Genomic DNA, 22,821 nt, shown 5'->3' with positions numbered 1-22,821 from the left:
AAGAAATCACTCGCAGATCAATGGGCGTGTTCGGCCGAGCCTTTGCCCAATTCGGACTTGAGGATGAAGCTGCCAACAGTCGCCACTTGTGCGCCGGCGTCGAGGCCTTTGCGCACCTCGACGTAGCCGTTTTCACTCACGCCCAGCTCGAGGTGGCGAGTGATAAAACCGTCGGGGGTACGCACAAATACCGAAGGTTTGTCCTCGACGGTCTGGACGGCGGTTTGCGGCACGGTGACCTTGGCCTGGTAGGTGTCGGTGGCCACTTGCACCGTCACAAACAGTCCCGGACGCCAGGCATCGTCCGGGTTAGGCACGCTCACGCGCACGCTGGCGGTGCGCGTCTGCTCGCCGAGCAGGTTGCCGACATAGGCCACCGTGCCGAGCACGTCGGTGCCCATTTCGGTGGAGCTGACTTTCACCGGTTTGCCGATGCGCACCTTGTTCAGGTCTTTGGGAAACACACCGAAGGTGACCCACACCTGGGACAGGTCCGAGAGCGTGAAGGCGTTGCTGGTTTCACTGACCACTTCGCCGACACCGAGGTGCTTTTCCACGACCACACCGGCAAACGGCGCACGCAGCTCGTAGCGATTGCCACCCGCCCCTGCCGCGCTGCCGCTCAGGGCGGTCATCTTTTGGCGGGCGTTGTTCAGGGCGATTTCGGCTTCTTGCAAGGTCTGGCGCGCCAGCAGGTAATCCTGCTCGGCAGAAATCTCGTCCTTCCACAGCTGGCGCTCGCGCTGGAAGGTGGTGCGCGCCAGCTCGACACGCCGCTCGCTGGCGGCCAGCTCGCTACGTTGATCGGAAATCTGCTGGCTGGCGATCACCGCCAACAGTTCGCCTTTCTTCACCGCTTGCCCGAGGTTGACTTTGACGGCCTCTACTACGCCAGCCGCACGCGGGACAATGTGTGAGGTACGGTCTTCGTCGAAGCGCACTTCTCCCGGCAATGTCAGCAGCGTGCTGATCGCACGGGGCTGTGCCTGGGCGAGTTGAATACCGGCGGCCTGGATCTGCTGCTCAGTGAGTTCGAGTTTGCCTTCCTCTTCATCGGCGCAGGCAAAACCGGACAGCATCAGTCCCAGGGCGACGGCGAGCGCCATGCCATGTTTGTTGTTCATCAAAAGACTCCAGAAAAATCAAAACCGGGCGAGGTCGCCGTAGATCCGTTCGATACGCACCCAGGCGTCGGTGGCCTGGGCAGTCGCCGTGAGGTATTGGGTGCGGGCAGCAATCAAGGTGCGCTGGGCATCGAGCACGTCGAGGAAGTTGAACTTGCCCATCTCAAAGCCACGGGTGGCACTGTCTACCGCGCGCTGAGCGGCCGGCAGAATCTGCTGGTTGAACGCTTGTACCTCGGTGTTCGCGGTTTGCCACAGGTCCAGCGCCTGGCGGGTTTCCGTGCGCAGTCGCAGCTCGGTGGCATTACGCAGGTCGCGGGCCTGATCCGCACGGCGACTGGCGGCGAGCACGTTGCCCTGGTTGCGGTTGAACAACGGGATCGGCATCGACACGCCGACCACATTCACCCGCTCGCGCACGCTGGCGTCGTACTGGCTACCGATGGACACGTCGAGGTCGGGAATGCGCTGGGCTTTTTCCAGGCCTACGCCGGCTTCGCTTTGCAGGATCTGCAATTCGGCCAGGCGCAGTTCGGTGGTTTGCTCCAGACGCGACAGCAAGTGCGCAGAGGGCGGCAAGGGGGGCGCGGATTCGCTTTGCGTGGCCACGGCCTGAAAGTCAGGAGTGGCGCTGCCGGTACTGGCGGCCAGCCGGCGATAGGCATCGGTGAGACCGACCTGCGCACGGTTCAATTCCAGGCGAATCTCGGACACTTGTACCTGGGCGCGGGTGGCTTCCACCGGCGAGGATTTACCGGCGCTGACGCGACCGTTGGCGACCACCAGGCCACGCTCGGCCAAAGCCATTGAGCGCTGCGCCAGGTCAACGCGCTCCTGGGCACGCAGGGCGCTGTAATAGCTGTCGATTACCGCAGCGCGCAAGCCGTTGCGACGTTGCTCCAAGGTCAGTGCGGCAGCCTCCTGGGCACGGGTCGCCACGTCAATTCGCGCACCGCGCTTGCCACCCAGTTCCAGGGTCTGGCTGAGCTTGATGGTGGTGGTGCGACTGTTGCGGCGCGTGTCTTCCGCGTCCCAGGAGGCCACGGGGTTGGGGATCAAGCCGGCCTGTTGGCGACCGCCCTGGGCAATGTCGATTTCCCATTGCGCGGCGGCCAATTCAGGGTTGTTGGCGAAAGCGGTCTGCAGGGCTGAGTCGAGCGTGAGGGTTTGCGCCTGGGCGAAGCCTGCGGCCATCCACAACGCCGTCGCCCCCAAAAGTGTTCTTACGGAAATTGCCATAACGAAAGTTCCACGCCCATGAAGTCGCTGAGGTTCCCAGCGAGGGCAATGTAACTTTCGGTACTTATCAGCGCGGTGGGTAGAACATTACAAATCCGTTAGCCCGGAATCAGGCGTGGACCTCGTCGTGCTCGTCATGTTGAAAACCCTCACCTTCGACCTGAATAGTGGCGTGGGAAATATCGAATTGTTCATGCAGCATTTCCGTGACCCGGCTAAGGATTTGTTGCTCGGAGCCTCCTGACGCGTCCGCCAGCAAATGGGTGCTCAGTACATTTTTACCACTGGTCAAGGCCCAGATATGCAGGTCGTGTACGCCCTTGACCCCGGGTACAGCGCGAATGGCCTGCTCAACCTGATCGATATTCAGGCCGTCCGGTACGCCTTGCAACAGCACGTTCATGCTTTCCTTGAGCAGCGTCCAGGTACGTGGCAATACCCAGAAACCAATGGCCGCCGCAACCACGGAATCGAGCCAGCCCCAACCCGTGAACATGATCACCACCGCCGCGATGATCACGCCGATGGAGCCGAGCATGTCACTCCAGACCTCCAGGTATGCACCTTTGACGTTCAGGCTCTCGCCGCTGGCGGCACTGAGCAGGCGCATGGAGATCAGGTTGACGACCAACCCCAGCACCGCGATCAGCAGCATGCCGGTGGACTGGATTTCAGCGGGCGCCTGCAACCGTTGGTAGGCCTCGTAGAGGATGTAGAACGCCACGGCGAACAGCAAAAGCGCATTGAACGCCGCCGCCAGTATTTCGAAACGGGCATAGCCAAAGGTGCGCTTGCGGTCGGCGGGGCGCTTGGCGACCTGGATAGCCACGAGGGAAATCGCCAGCGCCAATGCGTCGGTCATCATATGGGCGGCGTCCGACAGCAGTGCGAGGCTGCCGGTGACAAAGGCACCGATCACCTCGGCGATCATGAAGCTGCCGGTCAACCCCAGGGCTAACCAAAGCTTACGTTCGTGACCGGCGCGTACTTGGCCGTGGCTATGTCCTGCACTCATGTAATGTCTTCCTGTGATGTAGTCCATAGATCATAGAGCTATAGGTCAAATCTACGGGCATGCATTGCAAACTTGTCATCCGTTCGCCAGCTCACCGTTACATTGAACGCACCAAAATCGCTCATGAGCACGCTGGAACAACGCTATCGGGTATGCTTTTCGAACAGGAAACAAAAAGAAACATATCAGCCAACCTGTTCGATAAGGAGTCCCCTCTTGGAGTTATCGACTGTCGCGTGGATGGTCCACGACACACGCCTCATGTTTTGCGTCCTGCTGGCCATCGCCAGCATCATCGTGCTGATCAGCGCGACCAAGTTGCCGCCGTTCCTTTCGATTCTGATCGGCACGTTTATCGCCGGTGTCGGCGCCGGGCTGCCACCGGAGGAAGTTGCCAAAGCTTTCAGTAAAGGCGCTGGAGCGATCCTCGGTGAGGCCGGCATCATCATTGCGCTAGGCTCGATGCTCGGCGCATTGATGGCCGAATCCGGCGCAGCCGACCGCATTGCCACCACCTTGCTCGGGTTGGGCAAAGGCAAGTCATTGCCGTGGGTGATGGCGCTGGTGGCCATGGTGATCGGCCTGCCGCTGTTCTTCGAAGTGGGCCTGGTGATGATGGTGCCGATCATCTTTGTGATGGCCAAGCGTTCGAACCAGCCACTGCTGAGAATCGCCATCCCGGCGCTGGCGGGTATGACCACCCTGCACGCCCTGATGCCACCGCACCCGGGGCCGCTGATTGCGGTGGGTGCGTTGCACGCCGATCTGGGCCTGACGATGTTGCTGGGTTTCTGCCTGGCGGTACCGGCAGTGATTCTGGCTGGCCCGATCTATGGCAACTGGCTGTCCAAACGCCTGCACGTGGATGAGCCGGCCGACATCGGCGCGCTGTTCAGCGCACCGCCCAAGGCCCCGCGCCAGCCAAGCTTTGGTGTGTCGTTGCTGATCATTTTGTTGCCGGTGATTCTGATGCTGGGCAGCACCTTGGCCAAAGTCGCGCTGCCCGCCGACAGCACCATCGGCCTGACCTTGAAGTTCCTCGGCGAACCACTGATTGCCCTCGGCCTCGCCGTGATCGCCGCCGTGATCTGCCTGGGCTGGGCCGCCGGCATGCCCCGTGCCGACGTCGGCAACACCCTGCGCAAAGCCCTCGCGCCCATCGCCGTGCTGCTGCTGACCATCGGCGCCGGCGGCGGGCTCAAGCAAACCCTGCTCGACGCCGGTGTCAGCCAGACCATCAGCAAGGTCGCCGAAGGCGCGCACATGCCTTATCTCCTGCTCGCCTGGCTGATCGCCGTGGCCCTGCGCCAGGCCACCGGTTCGGCGACCGTCGCCACAACGACGACTGCGGGCATCCTCGCACCAATGATGGCGGGGCTGGCCGCGACGCAAAGCTCACTGGTTGCACTGGCGATCGGCGCGGGCTCGGTGTTCTTCTGTCACGTCAATGACGCCGGGTTCTGGATGGTGCGTGAATACTTCGGCTTGCAGCTCAAGCAGACCATCTGGGTGTGGTCGGTGCTGCAGACCATTGTTTCCGTCGTCGGTCTGATCGGTACGTTGCTGCTCTGGCACTTTTTGACCTGAACCTCAGGCGGCCAAGGTGTGGCGCTTGCCAAACAGCGCCACACTCGCCACGCCCACCGCCCCCATCACCACGCAGTAACCCACACAGATCCACGGACTGGTCGGCATCAGCGCAATCAGCAACAGCGGCGTGGTACTCGCCCATAGCGCGTAGGCAATGTTGTAGGTAAAGGAGATCCCCGATACCCGCACGTGCGCCGGAAACAGCCCGACCATCACCGACGGCACCGCGCCGACTACGCCGCAGCTCAAGCCCGCCACAGCGTACGCCGCGCCCAGCCAGACACCACCGGCGATCAGGCTGGCGTACAACACCGCAACCCCTGCTGGCAGTAACACGCTGTAGACCAACACTGCGCGCCAGGCACCGATGCGGTCTACCAGCAGGCCGGCGAGCACGCAGCCGATATTCAGGAAGACAATACCCAACGAGCTCAAAGCGAAAGTGTGGCTGGGGCTCATGCCGAAGGTTTTCTGCATCATGGTCGGGGTGATGACTACCAGCACCACCACGGCGGACGTAAGCACGCATGTGAGGATCATCGCCGGCAGCAATACGGCGCGATGATCACGCAGCACGGTGCGCAGCGGCAGTTCGGCAGCGGCCAGGCGGCGGGCCTGCATTTCGAGGAATACCGGGGTTTCGCTGAGCCAGCGCCGCAGCCATACGCCGATCACACCGAAGACGCCACCGAGCAGAAACGGGAAGCGCCAGGCGTAATCGAGGATTTCGGCGGCGGTGAAGATTTGCGCCAGCAGCGTGGCGGTAAGGGCGCCAAGCAGGTAGCCGAAGGTCAGGCCGGCTTGCAGGAAGCCCAGGGCGTAGCCGCGGTGATGGATCGGGGCGTGCTCGGCAACGAAGGTCCAGGCGCTGGGCACTTCGCCGCCAACCGCCGCCCCTTGCAGCACACGCAGCGCGAGCAGAATCAGCGGTGCGAAATAGCCGATTTGTGCGTAGGTCGGCATGATCCCGATCAGCAGGCACGGCAAGGCCATCATCAGAATACTCAGGCTGAACACGCGTTTGCGCCCTAGATGGTCGGCGAAGTGCGCCATCAGGATGCCGCCCAGCGGGCGCGCGAGGTAGCCGGTGACGAAGATACCGAAGCTTTGCAGCAGGCGCAGCCACTCGGGCATCTGCGCAGGGAAGAACAATTGGCTGAGGGTCAGTGCAAAGAATACGAAGATGATGAAGTCGTAGATCTCCAGGGCGCCGCCGAGGGCAGCCAGGCCCAGGGTTTTGTAGTCGGAGCGGGAAAAACGCTGCGCCTGTGGAGAGAAGCTGGCAGTCATGTGAAAGCTCGGCAGACAAACAAAATGGCGTGCAGGTTATGAGCTGGGACCAATCATGGCAATCACGACAGATATATTTGTTTTCCTCATCGATCGATGAAGATAACTGCATTCCCTTATCAAGGGCCGTAGCGGAACATGCCGTAAAACTGCCAAACCCCATAATAAATACAAGAGGAATGACTCGTGGCCGATGCTATCGAAGAAAGCCGCTATGCCCGATTTGCCCTGCGTTGCTCCAACTTCGCCGAGCGCTGGTTTCCTGATTCCTGGGTGTTCGCCGCCCTCGCCGTGATCATTGTTGCCGTGGCGACCCTGGGTATGGGCGCCGCGCCGACCGAAGCCGCCAAGGCTTTTGGTGACGGTTTCTGGAGTTTGATCCCGTTCACCATGCAGATGGCCTTTGTGGTGATCGGTGGTTATGTGGTGGCCAGCTCGCCGCCTGCCGTGAAGTTGATCGACCGGTTGGCTCGTATCCCGAAGAACGGCCGCTCGGCCGTGGCCTGGGTGGCGTTGATCTCCATGCTCGCGTCCTTGCTCAACTGGGGCCTGTCCCTGGTGTTCGGTGGGTTGCTGGTGCGGGCATTGGCCCGGCGCACGGATCTGCGCATGGATTACCGTGCTGCCGGTGCGGCTGCCTACCTGGGCCTGGGTGCCGTGTGGGCACTGGGGTTGTCGTCATCCGCCGCGCAGTTGCAGGCCAACCCGGCGAGTCTGCCGCCATCGATCCTGTCGATCACGGGGATGATCCCGTTCACCGAGACCATCTTCCTGTGGCAATCCGGCGTGCTGTTGCTGGCGCTGATTGTGGTCTCGCTGATCATCGCCTATGCCACCGCACCGGGGCCGAACAGCGCCCGCGATGCCAAGGCGTGCGGGGTCGACCCGGCCTTCAACCTGCCCAAGCCGCAAGCACCGAGCCGCCCCGGCGAATGGCTGGAACACAGCCCGCTGCTGACCATCCTCCTGGCGTTGCTGGCCGCCGGTTGGCTGTTCCATGAGTTTTCGACCAAGCCGGCGATCAGTGCGATCTCGGGGCTGAACACCTACAACTTCCTGTTCATCATGGTCGGCGCGTTGCTGCACTGGCGCCCACGCAGCTTTCTCGATGCGGTGGCTCGCGCCGTGCCGACCACCACCGGTGTGCTGATCCAGTTCCCGCTGTACGGCTCGATCGCCGCGTTGATGACCGTGGTCAAGGGCGGCGATGGCCAGACCCTGGCGCACCATATCTCGACCTTCTTCACCTCTATCGCCTCCCACGACACCTATGCGCTCTTGATGGGCGTGTACTCGGCGATACTCGGCTTCTTTATTCCGTCAGGTGGCGGCAAGTGGATCATCGAAGCACCTTACGTGATGCAAGTGGCCAATGACCTGCAGTATCACCTGGGCTGGGCGGTGCAGATCTACAACGCCGCCGAAGCGCTGCCGAACCTGATCAATCCTTTCTATATGCTGCCGCTGCTGGGCGTGCTGGGGTTGAAGGCGCGGGATCTGATTGGGTTTTCGTTCGTGCAACTGCTGGTGCACACGCCGTTGGTGTTGTTCCTGTTGTGGGCGCTGGGGACGACGTTGAAGTATTTGCCGCCGGTGATGCCTTAACCGGCAGAGGAAGCACCTGTTGGTTGCAACAGGTGCTTGCCTGTCACTGTCTTCGTTCCGTCACATTGCATTGCTACCGTCCTGCGAAATATCTTGCAACATCCCGCCAGCAAGGACTCTCCGCAATGAGTGACGAGCACGAAGACCGCCCTTCCCCCGATTCCGTAGCCCAACCGCCGGTAGACACCAGCCGCCGGCGCTTCCTGGGGGGCGCGGCAGTGTTGGGAGTCGGCGCAACATTGAGTGCCTGCGGCAACGCCAACGAGACACCGGGTAAACCGGTAGAGCGGCCACTTACGCCGCAAGAGCTGGACAAGGCCTTGCACGAGCAGGTGAAAACCGTGGTGGTGATCTATGCCGAGAACCGCAGCTTCAACAACCTGTTTGCTGACTTCCCTGGCGTAGAGAAACCGTTGTCGGCGCTTTCCACCGCAGACGTCCAGCAACGCGACCGCGACGGCAGCCTGCTGACCACATTGCCGCCGGCCTGGGGCGGTGTGTTGCAAGTCGGTCCACAAACGGTGGACGGGGTGACCTATCCCAGTGAAGTGCAATTCCAGGAAAACCTGCCCAACGCACCGTTCGCCCTCAAGGGCCCGAATGCTGAAGACCTGCCCCTGAGCCTGGTCACCCGGGACTTGTGGCACGTGTTCTATCAGAACCAGATGCAGATTAACGGCGGCAAGAACGACAACTTTGTCGCCTGGGCCGATTCCGGTGGACTGGTGATGGGTTATTACGCCCAGAGCCGATATTCCCTGCGCCTCTGGGACGTGGCCAAGGAGTTCGTGCTCTGCGATAACTTCTTCCAGGGCGCGTTTGGCGGCTCGTTCCTCAACCACCAATACCTGATCAGCGCCACCGCGCCGTTTTATCCAAATGCGGCGCAATCGGTAGCCAAGGCGCAGATCGCCACCCTGCAAAGCGATGACCCGACCGACACGCGTCTCAAGCCGTTGGACAAGTCCCCCGCCAGCGCCATGACCGGCCCGCCCCAGTTTGGCCCGAGCGCGCTGACCCCGGACGGTTACGGCGTGAACACCCTGGCGCCGCCCTATTGGCCGACCTGGATTCGCGACCCGCAAAACCCGGACTACGCCAAGGCCGACCTGCCCAACGTATTGGTGCCGCAGACCCACGAGCACATCGGCGATAAGTTGTCGAAAAAGAACGTCGACTGGGCCTGGTATGCCGGCGCGTGGCAGGCGACCCTGGACCAGTTCAAGGATTCGGGCGGCATTCCGAAAATCCCGAATTTCCAGTACCACCACCAGCCGTTCAACTATTTCAAGCAGCAAGGGCCGGAAAATCGCGCGGAGCGCGACAAACGCCTGCGCGATGGCGGCTTGGGCGACGAAGCCAGCACCAACAAGTTCTTCGCCGATGCCCAGGCCGGCAAGCTGCCCGCCGTGACCTTCTACAAGCCCCAGGGCAACCTGAACATGCACGCCGGTTACGCCGATGTGGCCTCGGGTGATCGCCACATCGCCCGCGCATTGAAGGTGCTGCAGGAAAGCCCGCAGTGGAAAAACATGGTCGTGGTGGTCACCGTCGATGAAAACGGCGGCTGGTGGGACCACGTTGCTCCGCCCAAGGGCGACCGCTGGGGGCCTGGCAGCCGGATTCCGGCGCTGGTGGTGTCGCCATTTGCGCGCAAAGGCACGGTTGACCATACGGTGTACGACACGGCGTCGATCCTGCGCCTGATCACCCGGGTGTTCCAGTTGGAGAAACTCGACGGTCTCAAGCAACGTGATGACGCAATGATCGCCCGTGGCCAGAAGCCAATGGGCGACTTGAGTAACGCCTTGCAGTTCAACGTGTAGGTTTTCTTATCCAATAGCGACATGCCTGGAGATTTAACACGCGGTTTTGCTGGTCAGCCGCTACTGTGTGGGGGTGGGCCTTCACCCCGCGCAGACGGGCTTTCGCTGACAAGGAATCAAGCATGTTCAAACCGACCAGGTTGTCTTTCGCCCTGGCCGCACTCATGGGGAGTGCGGCCGTACAGGCTGATATCGAGGTGCCGCTGGGCAGTACGCAGCGCGTCACCCAGTTGTTCGCTTTCCCCAATAATTGCAACGTGATCTGCTTTCGGCCCTGGACGCTGGAACAGACCGTCGAGCACTACTTGAACCAGAGCCTGCAGCGTGACGGCTATAGCCGGGCCAAGGTCAGCGTGAAGACCCACGAGGGGCAGCTCTCGGCGACCTTCAGCGGCGTTCCTGACAACTACGGCCGCCCCTTGACCGCGTTGCTCGACACCGCCAACCTGGCTTACCACGGTGCCAGCAAGCTCAACAGCGACGGCAAGTGGGCGTACAACTGGTACCTGTTCCTGCCGCTGGGCATGGCCCTGGAAAACCGCAAGAGCATCGAACTGCTGCACTTCCCGCCGGACTATTCACTGACCCAGGCCCAGGACTATCTGGAGTCGGCCACCACCGACCGCTGGGCGGCCTTGCTCACCGACAACGGCATCCCGGCCACCGAAACGCCGGGTTACCAGACCATCATCGATATCGCGCCGATCGCCGCACCGTCTAACGCGGGCAAAGATCTGGAAGCCGTCTACAGCTATTTCACCGATTACCAGACGCGCATGGTCAAGGAACTGAGCCTGACGCCCGGCGGCTCCTTGCCGATGGTGGCGTTCGGCGCCCCAGTGCGCAATTGGATCAAGCAGCAATACGGCCAGACCGTGGGCGTGCTGAGCCTGGCGCAGATCAGCCCTGCCGCGGGCAAAACGGTTTCGGTGCTGGGCTCTAACCATCCGAGTTATATCTGGTATGCGGCTGACCCGGCCACCTATGACGGTAACGAGCAAAAGGCCGATGAAGCGGGCTTGAAAGTCATGGGCCAGGACTTGAGCGCGGCCTGCTGGCAGGCCGGGATGGGACAGAAACCGGCCAGCGATCCCAACGTGTTGCTTCAGGCATGCATGAATACCTGGCAAGTCACGCGCAAGGAGCAGACCTGTGAGTTGTTCTATACCTCAGTACGCAACCTGACGCCGGAGCAAGCCAACGCCAAATGTGCCACGCCGGTCATCAAGGCACATCTGAAGCAACTGAAAACCGCCGCTCCAACCCCCACGCTCGCCGCCCCAGCCTTATAAATCACGCAAAAACCGGTTTCTACTGTCAGAGTTGACAGTAGAAACCGGGCCTGACTTCGACGAACCTTGAACAGCACCCATCCGCTGCAGGACTGGTAGTCGGACACCATCAGCAAGTCGATGCAGCCTCACCCAGGAGCGTCATGAAAACTCATGCCATGGACAAGGCCAAACCTGCTGCAAATGACTGCCTTTACCCCTTTAATACGCTGCTTGTCGAGCAGGGTTACCCTTCGACCCGGCAATTCAAGGTCTTGCACGATGAAGGGGGCGTTGGAACCGGGATCAAGACCCGCGTAGCCTTCGACAGCCGCGTGCGCATCGCCAAGGTCTCCGGCTACGCAGTGAGCGAGCGACGCCTGCATACCTTGCAGCTGTCGTCACGCATTCACTTGTACGACCGCTGGTTCGCCGGTTTATTGAGGCACTCGTGCAATCCGAACGTGTTTTTCGACACCACGTACCTGGAGTTGTGGAGCGTGCAGCCCTTACACGCCGGCACGATGCTGAGCATGGATTACGCCAGCACCGAGGACGCGTTGTTCCGGCAGTTCGCTTGCCAATGCGGCGAGCTGAACTGCCGGGGTTGGATCACCGGCAATCAGGAACCCCTGAACACCGAGGGCCAGGCGTTCATGGAGCAGTGGCGGATGCGCAAGCTTCCTTAGGCTTCACCCAATGGGCGCAAGCGATACTGCGGCGGCAACTGTTCAAAACCGCTGATGGTGGTATTCAAGCTTTTCCAGCGGCCGTCCTTGATGCCATAGATGCAGCCATGGATCGACAGGCTCTGCCCGCGGTGCCAGGCGTTTTGCACAATGCTGGTGTGGCCGACGTTGGCCACCTGCTGAATCACGTTCAGCTCGCAGAGGCGGTCGACGCGCTCTTCTTCGGTAGGCAATTGGGCCAGCAGGTCGCGGTTCTCGTAGTAGAGGTCGCGAATAGTGCGCAACCAGCCATCGATCAGGCCGAACTGGCGATCTTGCATCGAGGCTCGCACGCCGCCGCAGCCATAGTGACCGGTCACCAGGATATGTTTGACCTTGAGCACGTCGACCGCGTACTGGATCACCGACAGGCAATTGAGGTCAGTGTGCAGCACGACGTTGGCCACATTGCGGTGCACGAACAGATCCCCCGGCAACATGCCGACGATCTCGTTGGCCGGTACGCGGGCATCGGAACAGCCGATCCAGAGGTATTCCGGAGTTTGCTGGCGGGCGAGCTTGGCGAAGAATTCGGGATCTTCCTGCTTGATCGCATCCGCCCAGCGTTCGTTGTTATCAAGCAAGTCTTGTAGTTCGTTCATCAGGGAAAGCCTCAGGAATGATGCGCAGTTTTGTGACTGACAACCCGTCGTCCGGGTCACGCTGAGCGCTAATTAGCTTGAATCTTTAGGCAGCCACGCCTGTCCACTCACTATAAGCCCCACAGTATGAGGATAGGCCATGACTGAATCACGACGCCCTTTTGACGCCACACAGCCCGAACCGATTGATGACAACGAAGACCGCATGGGCTCAATGCGCGAACTGGACTTTGACGAGGATGAACCCTCTACCCACATCGGTGATGAACGTGCGCGTGAAGCCGGGCTGACCGAAGCCTCTACCAACAATCATGAACCGACTGACGATGACATGAGCCCGGAAACACTGATCCGTGAGGATGGCGCGCGGGATGCGCGGGAGGAAGGTGAAGATAATCCGGCTGACTTTGACTTGAGCATTGTCGATGAAGCAGAGATCGGCGGTGGAAATGGCCTGGATGAAGCAGAACTGGCGGACCTGGACCCCGTCGGCGAGAAGCGCTGAAGCGCTGCCGAGCTGAATGTGAGAGGGGCTTGCCCCCTCCCACATGGGACGGTGTGCCTAATCGACCAACGTACAGGCCATGACCACCGCATCTTCACGGCCACCCACGGCGGGGTAGTAGTCCCGACGCCGACCGATCTCGTTGAAGCCATACCGCTCATAAAGGCGAAAGGCGCTTGTATTGCTGTCGCGCACCTCCAGGAAGCACTCCCGGGCATTGGCGGCATAGGCACGGGACATCAAGTGTTCCAGGAGCGCCAACCCCAGGCCGCGGCCCTGGTTTTCCGGTTTGACGGTGATATTCAGCAAATGCGCTTCATCAAGGATGATCTGCACCACGCCGTGGCCCACTTGCTGCTCACCTTCGAACATCAGCCAGATCTGGTATTTGCCCAGCCCATCAAGAAAAATCCCGCGGGTCCAGGGATGGCTGAACGCCGCGTATTCGATTTTCAGCACCGCGTCGAGGTCGGCCTCGGTCATCGGGCGGAAAGATAAAGCCTCACTCATCAGTCGTTTTCCAGCGCGCCATCAGCCGGCGCATGGCTTGCCAGACATCAGCCTTACGCTGTGGCTCTTCCATTAATAATTCTAGGCCCGGCAGGGCCCATACCGAGCCCAGGCCCTCGACCTGCAACTCGCGGTACCAAGCTTCGGCATTCGCCTCGCCGGCGAAACGCACGGCAGGCAGGCCAATCAGCCACAGGCACACACAGGGCTCGTCTTCCAGGCGGGCCGACACGAAGCCTTGCACAAAATCCCGCGCAGCTTCCGGGCCCTGGTCCATGGTGCCGCGTACCAGCAGTGGCCAGCGCACCGGGTCGCCGACGATTTGCGGGCTGTCGGGCAGGCCGGCAGCCCGCAGCATGTCCTTGAGCAATATGTAGGCCGGGTCGCGGGTCTGGAAACGTTCGCCGGTGGGCAGTTCCACCAGCAACAGGCAACGCCCGGCACGCAGCAACTGCAGGGCAAAGCGCGGTGGCGGCACCACCGGAGCCTTGACCACCGGCACCGCTTCCTCGGCCACCACCGGTTTGGACACCGGCGAAGGGCGCGGCACTTCGATCTTCGCTCGCTCCACCACAGGCCGCGCTTCGGCTACGGATTTGACCACCGGTACCGGCGCCGCGGCTTCCTCGCCCGATGACTCGAACTCATAAGGCTCAAGCGCCTGCAACAACTCCGGCCGCGACGGCGCGGCAAACGGCAGTTCGGTGCGGGGCAGCCAGTTGACCACTTGCATGGCGGTCAAATAAGCACGACGTCGGGACTCGATAAGCACAGCTCGGCCACTTGTGGATAAGTAAAGAGCGGGGATTCTACCGCTGTTCGGCAACAATCGCCCACTGCGCACTGACCGGCTGTGGATAAATCCCGCGCCTGATGCAGTACAATCGCGACTTTTAATCGCCAACCAGCCGGCCATTCCCATGATCGAACCCAAGCGCGTCCTACGCGCCCTCGCCGAACACTGGGCCTTACTTGAGCCACTGTGTGAACACTTCGACCAAGGCACCTTGAGCCTGAGCGAGCTGCGCGCGCAACTGGCCGCCCAACAACTGGACAGCACGCCCCAGGACATCACCAGCCTGCTGGACGTATGGATTCGCCTGGATATCCTGGTGCCTGTCGCCAAGAGCCCGAACCGTTTCGAGCTCAATGCGCAGATCCATGACTTCCTGGCTTACCTTCGCAAGGAGCACCGGCTTGGCCTGTGCCTGGAAATCGAAGCCTACCTGCGCCATCTGGAGCGCCTGGCAGGCTACATCCAGGACGCCTTCGACATCCGCGACGGCCACGACCTGGCCCGCCAACTGCGCCTGCTCGACATGCGCGTGCGTGACGTGCTGAAAAAGCTCGCCAACGACGAACAGGCCCTGGCCGCCGTGGCCGACCGCGCCAAGACCAGCGACCGGCAGATCCCGCTGCGCCAGCGTTACGCCGAGGTATTGGCGACCTGGGATGAATACGTCGAACCGATGATCCAACTGGTGAACGCCGACGGCGCATTCGAACAGGGCGTGCGCAAGGTCGAGAATGTGCTGTTGCGCATGCTCACCGAGCAACAGCGTCTCGGTCACCTGGTTGATGACGACATGTTGCTGCGTACCCACGCGCGCATCCTCGAAATGCAGACCAGCGCCCAGTTGACCTTGCGTCATGCGCGGGAATTGCTGTTGCCGTTGCGCGAGGAAGCCCGTCGGCACAACGCCGTGACCCGTGGCGCGGCGCTGGCCTTGTCGGCGATTCGCCGAAAAGGGCTGGACGCGGTGCCGCAGGCGGCGTTGCCGATGTTTACCCGGCCGCAGAGCACTTTCCTCGGCAGCGCGAGCCAGGTGGAAGCCTATGTCTACGCGCTGGCGAACTTCGAACCGAAACCGGCGCGGTTCCCCAAGGCGCATAAATCCCACAAAGGCGAAGCCCCGCGCGCACCACGCACGGTCAAGGAAATGCTCGAACGCTGCGAGGACGCGCTGCCGATGCCGGACCTGATGACCTGGCTGCTGGAACAGGAACCGAACGGTGCCACCGACGAGTTGCTGTACTGGTTCTCGCGCCTGTCCCGCGAGAAACGCTTCAAGCGCGAGCGCCTGGAACGTCGCGAATACCACACACACGAGCATCAGGTCAGCCTGCGCTCATTCGCCCTGCTCCCGGCTGCGCCTGACGCCGTCGAGAATTCTGCGAGCACGCCTTATGCATCTTGATCTATCCGAACTGTCCCAGCTGGCGCCGATTTTTCGCGAGCTGTTCAAGGGTTACCACGTCAGCCGCCGCGACCCGGAGCTGTACGCACAACTGTCGAATTTCCAGGACCAGTACCGCACGCTGTTCAAGGCTCTGGGCTTTGAACTGGTATGCGATACCCGGGGTTTCTACTACTTCGTGCCGGACACCGCCGTGGCTGCCGCGCAAGTGAACAAGACCGCGCAGCGCCTGGCGTTGTTCACCTTCATCATCGTCGAGCATTTGGCCGACCAGGGCCGTGACCCGATCGCCGTGCTCGACGGTGGCAGCCTGGGCCGCGATGAGCTGCCGTCATTGCTGGAGAAGTACCGTGACCTGTTCATGCAGGCCGAAGTGCAGACCCAGGAAGAGCTCGAAGAAAAAATCATGCGCCGCATGACCCAACTGGGTTTTGCCAGCGAAGACAACGGCGTATACCGCTTCCTGCCGCCGATGCACCGGTTCCTTGATGTGTGCCTGTCGGTACAGCAGGACCGCGACCTGGCCGCCAGCATCCACAGCGTGTTGCCATTGCCGGCACCGGTGATCATCGACGAAGACAGCGATGAAAAACTGCTGAAAACCGATGACCCGCTGGACCTCAGTGACTTTGCCGAAGAAAGCGAAGAAGACGCTCTGGCTCGTGCCATTGCAGAAGAACAGGAGACCGACGCATGAGTAAGGAACGCTACGGCATCCGCCGCTTCGCCCTATTGAACACCGCCGGATACAGCCTGGGCCTGTTCCCGCTGGAAGAACCGCTGTCGGTGTACGGTGCGAACAACCTGGGCAAATCGGCGTCGATCAACGCGTTGCAGTTCCCGATCCTGGCGCGCATGTCGGACATGAGTTTCGGCAAGTACACCCTGGAACAATCGCGACGTTTCTACTTCGCCAGTGACACCAGCTACATTCTCGTGGAAGTCGCCCTGCCCCACGGCCCACACGTCATCGGCGTGGTCGGACGTGGCCCGGGGGGTGGTTTCGGGCACCAGTTCTTTGCCTATGCCGGTAAGCTGGACCTGGCTCACTACCAGAAAAACGACACCTGCCTGCGCCAGAAAGAGCTGTTCACCAACCTTGAGCGCGAAGGCCTGAAAGCCTACGAACTCAAACCCGATGAACTGCGTCGCTTGCTGGTGGGCGGCCACACGTCGATCCCGCTGGACCTGACCCTGATTCCGCTGCGCTCCACCAGCGAACAGAGCCTGAAGACTTTCAGGGCACTGTTTATCAACCTGCTGCACATGCGCGAAATCACCGCGGCCAAGCTCAAGCAATTGTTCCTCGATGCGTTCGAACACAGCCTGCGTTCGGGCAGTGTCGACTACATCGCCGCGTGCGAAGAAGCCTTCCGTGATGTGCGCCGCATGGAACAGGACTACAACTCGCTGGTGGCCGCCGGGCCTTTGGTCGAAGCCCTGTCCAATGGCGTGAAGCAGCGCGATATCCTGCGGGGCAAACTGCATCGCCTGTCGCCACTGCTGGATTCGTTGCTGGGCACTTGGTCAGACTACGCCAGTGCGCGCAAGGAGGAGCTGACGATCCAGGCCGAGCACTACCGCAACGAGCAGGATGCGCTGCAGAACGACCAGCGTGGCGGCACCCAGGAGCTGATGCGCCTGGAGCGGGAAATCAGCGGCATTCAGCGTTGGCTGGGCGAATTGTCGGTGCTCAAGCATCGCTTTGCGTTGGTCGATGACGTCAGGGTGCTGGAGCAGCAACTGCTGGCAGCCAAGGACGCCCACGATGAATTGGCCGGTGCCCTGGCGCAGTCGCGACAATTCAGCGCCGAGGATTTGGACGAGCGTCTGCGGGACCTGGAAAAACGCTTGAAGTCGGTCAGGCAGCAACTCGACCACGCGGACAACAACAGCTACGCCAAACTGCGTGAAGAATTCTCACAGCAGGATGTTGAACGTCTGATGCGCCTGTTCAACAGTTCGCTATTCAGCCTGCCGTTGGGTGAGCATGGCATCACGCTGGACGAGGACGGCCAGTGGGTCAAATCCCTGGAGCAGATCCTCGATGGTTTCAAGGGCGAGCGCTTCGAAGTGCCGGGGCTGTCTATCGACATCTCCCACATCGAACCACCGGCGTTGCAAGCCCTGGCGGATCGCGCAGCATTGCGCGACCAGAAAGAACGCCTGGAAAAAGAACTCAAGCAGCTCAAGACGCAGCAGGCAGTAGCCTCTGACCGCGCGGCGAGCAAGACCCAGACCGAAGCGCTGTACCAACAGGTACTGGATGCACAAAAGGCGTTGGAAGATTTCCGCCGCACACAAACCCTGAGTGCCGAAGAAGGCGAGAAGCTGGAAAACCTGGCGCAGATGGAAGCGGCCCAGGATGAGTTGAAGCGCTCCAGCGATGCCTTTACCGAACGCGTTCAGCAACTGTCGGCCAAGTTGCAATTGGTCGGCCGTCAGATCGCGGATATGGAAGCCAAGCAGCGTACGCTGGATGACGCCTTGCGTCGTCGTCAGCTGCTGCCGGCGGATTTGCCGTTCGGCACGCCGTTCATGGACCCGGTCGACGACTCTATGGACAACCTGCTGCCGCTGCTCAATGACTATCAGGACAGCTGGCAAGGTTTGCTGCGCGCTGATGGCCAGATCGAAGCGTTGTATGCGCAGGTACGCCTCAAGGGTGTGGCCAAGTTCGACAGCGAGGATGACGTTGAACGTCGCCTTCAGCTGCTGATCAACGCCTATGCGCACCGTACCGACGAAGCGCTGACGCTGGGCAAGGCGCGCCGTGCGGCGGTCACCGATATCGCACGCACCCTGCGCAATATCCGTAGTGACTACGACAGCCTGGAACACCAGTTGGCGTTGTTCAACCGCGAGATCAACAAGCGCCAGGTGTCCAACCTGCAGAGCTTTCGCATCGTGCTGGCGCCGAACAAGGAAGCGCTCAAGCATATCGATCAGATCATTCACAGTGCCGGTCAGTACGAAGAGGGCGAGACCCTGTCGGTCTTCGACCTCAGCCAGAGCGCCGAGCAAGACAACAAGAACGAAGAGGCCAAGGAATACCTGGCCCGCCTGGTAGCCGCCAACCATAACCAGTTGGGCCTCAAGGACTTGTTCGAGCTGGCGTTCGAGATCACCAAGGTGCACGGCCAGCCGGTGATTCACACCGACATCGATGGCGCGGCGTCCAACGGCACCACCATGACCATCAAGGCGCTGACCAACATGTACTTGTTGCTGCACTTGATGGACCGCGACCAGGCCGGACGTGTGCGCTTGCCGTACTACCTCGACGAGGCGGCGGACATCGACGAGAAGAACCAGGCCGCCTTGCTGGAAACCAGCTTGCAGCTGGGCTTCGTGCCGATCCTGGCGAGTGTGAAGCCGCAGGTGTCCGCTCAAGTGGCGATCGACCTCGAAGGCGGCAGCGGGCCGAATGGAATCTACATCGATGAGGCGGACTGGAAGTACATCCGTCGTCACGATGTGGTGAAAGCCACGGTGAATGTGCAGGCGGATGAGCCGGAGTTGGATGAGGTTTAATCCACGGCTCTGAAACGCAAAAGGCCGCGATCTTATGGATCGCGGCCTTTTTTGTAGGCTTGGAATGTGGTTTGTTCTTACGGCCCTATCGCGGGCTTGCCCGCGAAAGCCGCGCCTCGGTCTACTTGCCGAGCGGGATCTTAGGTGCCCAGGTCAGCCATTCATCTTCGAACTTGTCGAAGAGCGGGAAGGTTTGTTGCGGCCGTGCAGCGTTGCCCATGCGCTCGCCGTCTGGCGTGGCAAAGGCGATGCCGCCGGCGACCAACGTCTCCAGGGATTCAGTGCGCACCGTCGCGCCTTTGAACAGCCCGAAGTCGAGCCCGAAACCACTGGTGTTCCAGAAGCGGCTGCCGCTGCGTACCAGTGGCGCGTACTTGGGCTCGATCAGGATGTGGATGAGGACACGGTCCGCGGTCTGGCCCAACTCGTAGCCCGTTACTTTGCCGACGGTAACTTCGCGATAGGTGACCGGCACGCCTTCCTTCAACGAACCACGGCGTGCGGCACTGAGTGTCAGGCTCAGGCCAGCCTCTTGGTGGGCGGCTTCAGGTGGCTGGTCCAGCGCGACGAAACTCTTCTGCGGACCGGCGTTTTTCGCCGCCGGTTGCACTTCGATGTATTGGCCTGTGACCAGGGTTTCCAGGTTCGACGTTTTCATCAGGCCCAGCTCAGGCTTGACCACCCAGAATTGGCTACCGGTGCGCGCGATCCGATCAGCCACTTGGGTGATACGTGCGCTGAGCAATACTGACTGCATGTCGGCGCTGAGGTCGACGCTCTCGATCTTGCCCACGTCCAACCCTTTGTAACGCACCGGTGTGCCGGGACGCAGTCCATCGGCACGATCAACCTTGATGGTCACCAGGGTGCCATGTTGATTGGCCGCTTCACGGTCGGCGAACAGACGGAAACGCGGGATACGTTTTTTCAGTGGTACGTTGGGCTCCGGGGTCTCGAAGGCAATACCGCCCGCCATCAGGCTGGCCAGGGATTCACTCTTCACCTGGATGCCGCCGGTCAGACCGCCGGTCAGGGTGACGCCGCTGGCGTTCCAGAAACGCGTCGAACCGTTGACCAGATTTTCGTATTCCTTCTCGATATGTACGCCGATCACCAGTTGCTTGTTCTTGCGCGAGAACTGGTAGCTTTGCACCGAGCCGACTTTGACCTGCTTATAGAGGATCGGACTGCCCACATCCAGGGAGCCGAGGTTATCGGTGAGCAGCACCATGTGCAGGCCTGGGGAGCGCAGGTCCAACGGCGGCGCTTTGGCCCGAGCGATGAACTCACGCTGCTGCGCGCCGCCTTTGTCGCCAGGTCGGATGGCGATGTAGTTACCTTTGACCAGGGCTTCCAGACCGGTGATACCCGCCAGGGAGATGGATGGCTTGACTACCCAGAACTGGGTGTCCTGCACCAGATAGTCCTCGGCAAGTGGGTCAAGGGTCAGTTCAGCGTTCGCACTGGAAAGACTGGGGTCGATCTTCAGGGTTTTCAGGCTACCGACCTGGATGCCCTTGTACATGACTGGGGTGCGTCCGGCCTGCAAGCCTTCGAAATCGGTGAGTTTGACCTTGACTCTGATGCCGGCCGCGGCGGCATCAAAATCCTCATAAAGACGGAATGGCAGGCTCGGGTCGGTCGGCGGACTGTCCTTGCGATTCTCTGGCGTAGCGAAGGCGATACCTCCGGCGACGATGCTGGAGAGGGATTCGCTGCGCACCTTCACACCGGAGAGGTTGGCGTCGATGCTGATGCCACTGGCGTTCCAGAAACGCGTATGTTTGCGCACCAGGTTGGCGTAGGTCGGTTCGATATAGACCTTGATCTCGACGGTGCTCTGGTCTTCGGAAAGCAGGTAGCTTTTGACCTGGCCGACCTGGATCTGCTTGTAGAACACCGGGCTGCCACGATTCAGCGAGCCGAGCCGATCGGCCTTGAGGGTCAAGTGCAGGCCGGGCTTGGCGTCGGATAACGGCGGCTCTTCAGAAAGCGCCTTGAATTTGCGGGTGGGCTCACCATCACCCGGACTGGCGGCAATGTAGTTACCCGAGACCAGGGTTTCCAGACCGGTGATACCGGCAAGAGTGACGCTGGGTTTGACCAGCCAGAAGCGCGTGTTGGTCTTGAGGTATTGCTCAACGTCTTTGTTCATTTCGATGGTAGCGATCACACCGCGATTGCTGCCTTCGTCATCCAGGGCCAAGGTTTTGACCTTGCCCACGGTCATGCCTTTGTAGACCACTTCGGTCTTGTTGACCTGAATACCTTCGCCGCTTTCAAAACGGACTTGGATCTCGATGCCCTGTTGGGTATAGGCACGCCATCCCAACCAGCCACCGATGATCAGGGCAATCAGGGGCAACACCCAAATGGCCGACCAGTTGGAGGCTGGGCGGGTTTTAGCTTTAGGCAAATCACTCATGGTCGTCGTCCGACTCCGTGTTATCCCAAATCAGTCGGGGATCAAAAGTTACTGCGGCAAGCATCGTCAAGATCACCACACTGGCGAACGCTGCGGCACCGAGATCGGCCTCGACACTGGCAAGTCGCCCAAAGTTTACAACCGCCACCAGAATGGCGATCACGAAGATATCCAACATGGACCAGCGTCCAATGAATTCGATAAAGCGGTACATGATAATGCGTTGTTGCGCGGACAGCGGTTGACGGCGCTGCACCGAAAACAGGAGCAGACCGATACCCACCAACTTGAATGTTGGCACCAGAATGCTGGCGATAAACACCACGGCCGCGATGGGATACATACCGTGCTGCACCAGTTGGATCACACCGGCCATGATGGTACTGGGATCGCCCTGCCCAAGGGTATTGATGGTCATGATCGGCAACAGATTCGCGGGGATATACAGGATGGCCGCGGTAATCAGCAATGCCCATGTGCGTGTCAGGCTGTTGGGGCGCCGGGCGTGGATCAACGCGCCGCAACGCGTGCAAAGCTGCTCATCGGTGTCCGACTCTTGCTTGTTCAGTTCGTGGCATTCGGTACAAATCAGAATGCCCGCGTCAATCGCTCGCATGATCATCCTCTCCAGACAGCGCCTGCCAGATCTGGTGGGGCGACATCACCACCTCAAGCAGCACTTGAACGATTAATAGACTGACGAAGCAGACGAGCCCCAGGCCGATCGTGATGGAGGCCATGTCGGCGAGTTTGACGATCGCCACGAGCACGCCCATCAAGTAGACCTCCAGCATCCCCCAATCTTTCAGATGATGGTAAATGCGATAGAGCAACAACCCATAGCTGCGGCCGATCTTCCAGCGGATGCTGAGCAACACGGCAAGCTGGCAGAGCAATTTGAGCAGGGGAATGCCCATGCTGCACAAGAACACCACAACCGCGACGCCTTGCATGCCGGTATCAAACAAACCGACTACGCCACTCCATACGGTATCTTCGGAGGATTGCCCAAGTAGATTGAGCTGCATGATAGGTAAAAAGTTCGCGGGTACGTACAGCAATAGTGCGGCAATTACCAAGGCAAGGCTTCGCTCCACGACATTGTGGCGGTGAGCGTACAGCTCATATCCGCAGCGTGGGCATTGGACTTTTTCACCGAGGACGAGCGCCGGTTTACGCATCAGCAGGTCGCACTCATGGCATGCCACCAGGTCGTCCAGTGGTAAATCCGACACCTCAAGGGTATCAGCCGGATCGGGCATAAGTAGGGCTCAGACTCTAAAAAGGTTAGGTGCCTATTCTAGTGGTCTGGTTCAGAAATAACTGTGCAAATTTATTGGGAGTGCCGGTGAAAATTTC

General features: G+C 60.6%; 19 protein-coding genes. 9 read left to right on the top strand and 10 right to left on the bottom strand.

The window, feature by feature from the left end:
* Positions 1–17 precede the first annotated feature (17 nt).
* The 3 genes from M5B97_RS26165 to M5B97_RS26155 all read right to left on the bottom strand — a co-directional run bounded on the left by M5B97_RS26165 (position 18) and on the right by M5B97_RS26155 (position 3,378).
* Complete coding sequence (locus tag M5B97_RS26165; protein ID WP_248733094.1) at positions 18–1,124, bottom strand: efflux RND transporter periplasmic adaptor subunit; 1,107 nt, start codon at positions 1,122–1,124, stop codon at positions 18–20.
* A gap of 18 nt (positions 1,125–1,142) precedes the next feature.
* Positions 1,143–2,363, bottom strand: coding sequence for a TolC family protein (locus tag M5B97_RS26160; protein WP_248733093.1), 1,221 nt, complete (start codon positions 2,361–2,363; stop codon positions 1,143–1,145).
* 109 nt (positions 2,364–2,472) lie between these two features.
* Entirely contained in the window at positions 2,473–3,378 is a 906-nt protein-coding gene (locus tag M5B97_RS26155) for a cation diffusion facilitator family transporter (RefSeq protein WP_248733092.1), read from the bottom strand.
* A gap of 216 nt (positions 3,379–3,594) precedes the next feature.
* Here M5B97_RS26155 and M5B97_RS26150 point away from each other — a divergent pair, with 216 nt between their 5' ends.
* Positions 3,595–4,965, top strand: a complete 1,371-nt coding sequence (locus M5B97_RS26150) for a gluconate:H+ symporter (protein ID WP_248733091.1) — start codon at positions 3,595–3,597, stop codon at positions 4,963–4,965.
* A 3-nt stretch (positions 4,966–4,968) separates the two neighbouring features.
* On the opposite strand, the gene M5B97_RS26145 is transcribed toward M5B97_RS26150, so the two are convergent.
* The gene (locus tag M5B97_RS26145) at positions 4,969–6,258 is read right to left on the bottom strand and encodes an MFS transporter (RefSeq protein ID WP_248733090.1); all 1,290 of its coding nucleotides are present in this window, start codon (positions 6,256–6,258) and stop codon (positions 4,969–4,971) included.
* Positions 6,259–6,444: 186 nt separating this feature from the next.
* On the opposite strand from M5B97_RS26145, the gene M5B97_RS26140 reads away from it, so the two are divergent.
* From M5B97_RS26140 to M5B97_RS26125, 4 genes are all read left to right on the top strand, one after another.
* Positions 6,445–7,863, top strand: a complete 1,419-nt coding sequence (locus tag M5B97_RS26140) for a TIGR00366 family protein (RefSeq protein ID WP_134658904.1) — start codon at positions 6,445–6,447, stop codon at positions 7,861–7,863.
* A gap of 125 nt (positions 7,864–7,988) precedes the next feature.
* Entirely contained in the window at positions 7,989–9,689 is a 1,701-nt protein-coding gene (acpA, locus tag M5B97_RS26135) for an acid phosphatase (protein ID WP_248733089.1), read from the top strand.
* A gap of 122 nt (positions 9,690–9,811) precedes the next feature.
* A complete protein-coding gene (locus M5B97_RS26130) occupies positions 9,812–10,981 on the top strand; it encodes a hypothetical protein (protein WP_134658908.1) in 1,170 nt (389 codons plus the stop codon).
* A 143-nt stretch (positions 10,982–11,124) separates the two neighbouring features.
* The gene (locus M5B97_RS26125; protein WP_248733088.1) at positions 11,125–11,649 is read left to right on the top strand and encodes an SET domain-containing protein-lysine N-methyltransferase; all 525 of its coding nucleotides are present in this window, start codon (positions 11,125–11,127) and stop codon (positions 11,647–11,649) included.
* On the opposite strand, the gene can is transcribed toward M5B97_RS26125, so the two are convergent.
* Entirely contained in the window at positions 11,646–12,290 is a 645-nt protein-coding gene (gene can / locus M5B97_RS26120) for a carbonate dehydratase (protein ID WP_010213394.1), read from the bottom strand. The genes M5B97_RS26125 and can overlap by 4 nt on opposite strands.
* A gap of 139 nt (positions 12,291–12,429) precedes the next feature.
* On the opposite strand from can, the gene M5B97_RS26115 reads away from it, so the two are divergent.
* Positions 12,430–12,795: a serine kinase/phosphatase gene (locus M5B97_RS26115; protein ID WP_123714421.1), complete on the top strand. Its 366-nt coding sequence runs from the start codon at positions 12,430–12,432 to the stop codon at positions 12,793–12,795.
* 57 nt (positions 12,796–12,852) lie between these two features.
* Here the strand turns inward: M5B97_RS26115 and rimI are convergent, their stop codons facing one another.
* A complete protein-coding gene (gene rimI / locus M5B97_RS26110; protein WP_090366980.1) occupies positions 12,853–13,305 on the bottom strand; it encodes a ribosomal protein S18-alanine N-acetyltransferase in 453 nt (150 codons plus the stop codon).
* Positions 13,298–14,038 (bottom strand): energy transducer TonB, encoded by a 741-nt coding sequence (locus M5B97_RS26105; RefSeq protein WP_248733134.1) that lies wholly within the window; start codon positions 14,036–14,038, stop codon positions 13,298–13,300. The genes rimI and M5B97_RS26105 overlap by 8 nt, the downstream gene beginning before the upstream one ends.
* A 187-nt stretch (positions 14,039–14,225) precedes the next feature.
* On the opposite strand from M5B97_RS26105, the gene mksB reads away from it, so the two are divergent.
* Genes mksB through mksF form a run of 3 tightly spaced genes read left to right on the top strand, consistent with a single transcriptional unit; the run spans position 14,226 to position 19,037 of the window.
* On the top strand, positions 14,226–15,503 hold the full coding sequence (gene mksB / locus M5B97_RS26100) for an Mks condensin complex protein MksB (RefSeq protein ID WP_123714419.1): 1,278 nt from the start codon (positions 14,226–14,228) through the stop codon (positions 15,501–15,503).
* Positions 15,493–16,200, top strand: coding sequence for an Mks condensin complex protein MksE (gene mksE / locus M5B97_RS26095; RefSeq protein ID WP_123714418.1), 708 nt, complete (start codon positions 15,493–15,495; stop codon positions 16,198–16,200). The genes mksB and mksE overlap by 11 nt, the downstream gene beginning before the upstream one ends.
* Complete coding sequence (gene mksF / locus M5B97_RS26090) at positions 16,197–19,037, top strand: Mks condensin complex protein MksF (RefSeq protein WP_248733087.1); 2,841 nt, start codon at positions 16,197–16,199, stop codon at positions 19,035–19,037. The genes mksE and mksF overlap by 4 nt, the downstream gene beginning before the upstream one ends.
* Positions 19,038–19,158: 121 nt before the next feature.
* On the opposite strand, the gene M5B97_RS26085 is transcribed toward mksF, so the two are convergent.
* From M5B97_RS26085 to M5B97_RS26075, 3 genes are read right to left on the bottom strand one after another with little or no spacing between them, the layout of a single operon-like run.
* On the bottom strand, positions 19,159–21,462 hold the full coding sequence (locus M5B97_RS26085; RefSeq protein ID WP_248733086.1) for an MlaD family protein: 2,304 nt from the start codon (positions 21,460–21,462) through the stop codon (positions 19,159–19,161).
* Positions 21,455–22,078 (bottom strand): paraquat-inducible protein A, encoded by a 624-nt coding sequence (locus M5B97_RS26080; protein ID WP_123714417.1) that lies wholly within the window; start codon positions 22,076–22,078, stop codon positions 21,455–21,457. Before M5B97_RS26080 ends, M5B97_RS26085 begins: the two co-directional genes overlap by 8 nt.
* On the bottom strand, positions 22,065–22,724 hold the full coding sequence (locus M5B97_RS26075) for a paraquat-inducible protein A (RefSeq protein WP_123714416.1): 660 nt from the start codon (positions 22,722–22,724) through the stop codon (positions 22,065–22,067). The genes M5B97_RS26080 and M5B97_RS26075 overlap by 14 nt, the downstream gene beginning before the upstream one ends.
* Positions 22,725–22,821: the final 97 nt, after the last annotated feature.

This window comes from Pseudomonas sp. MWU13-2517 (genome assembly GCF_023242545.1).
GTDB lineage: Bacteria > Pseudomonadota > Gammaproteobacteria > Pseudomonadales > Pseudomonadaceae > Aquipseudomonas.
The sequence above is the reverse complement of the archived record's forward strand: the minus strand, read 5'-3'. Positions and strand labels throughout refer to the sequence as shown.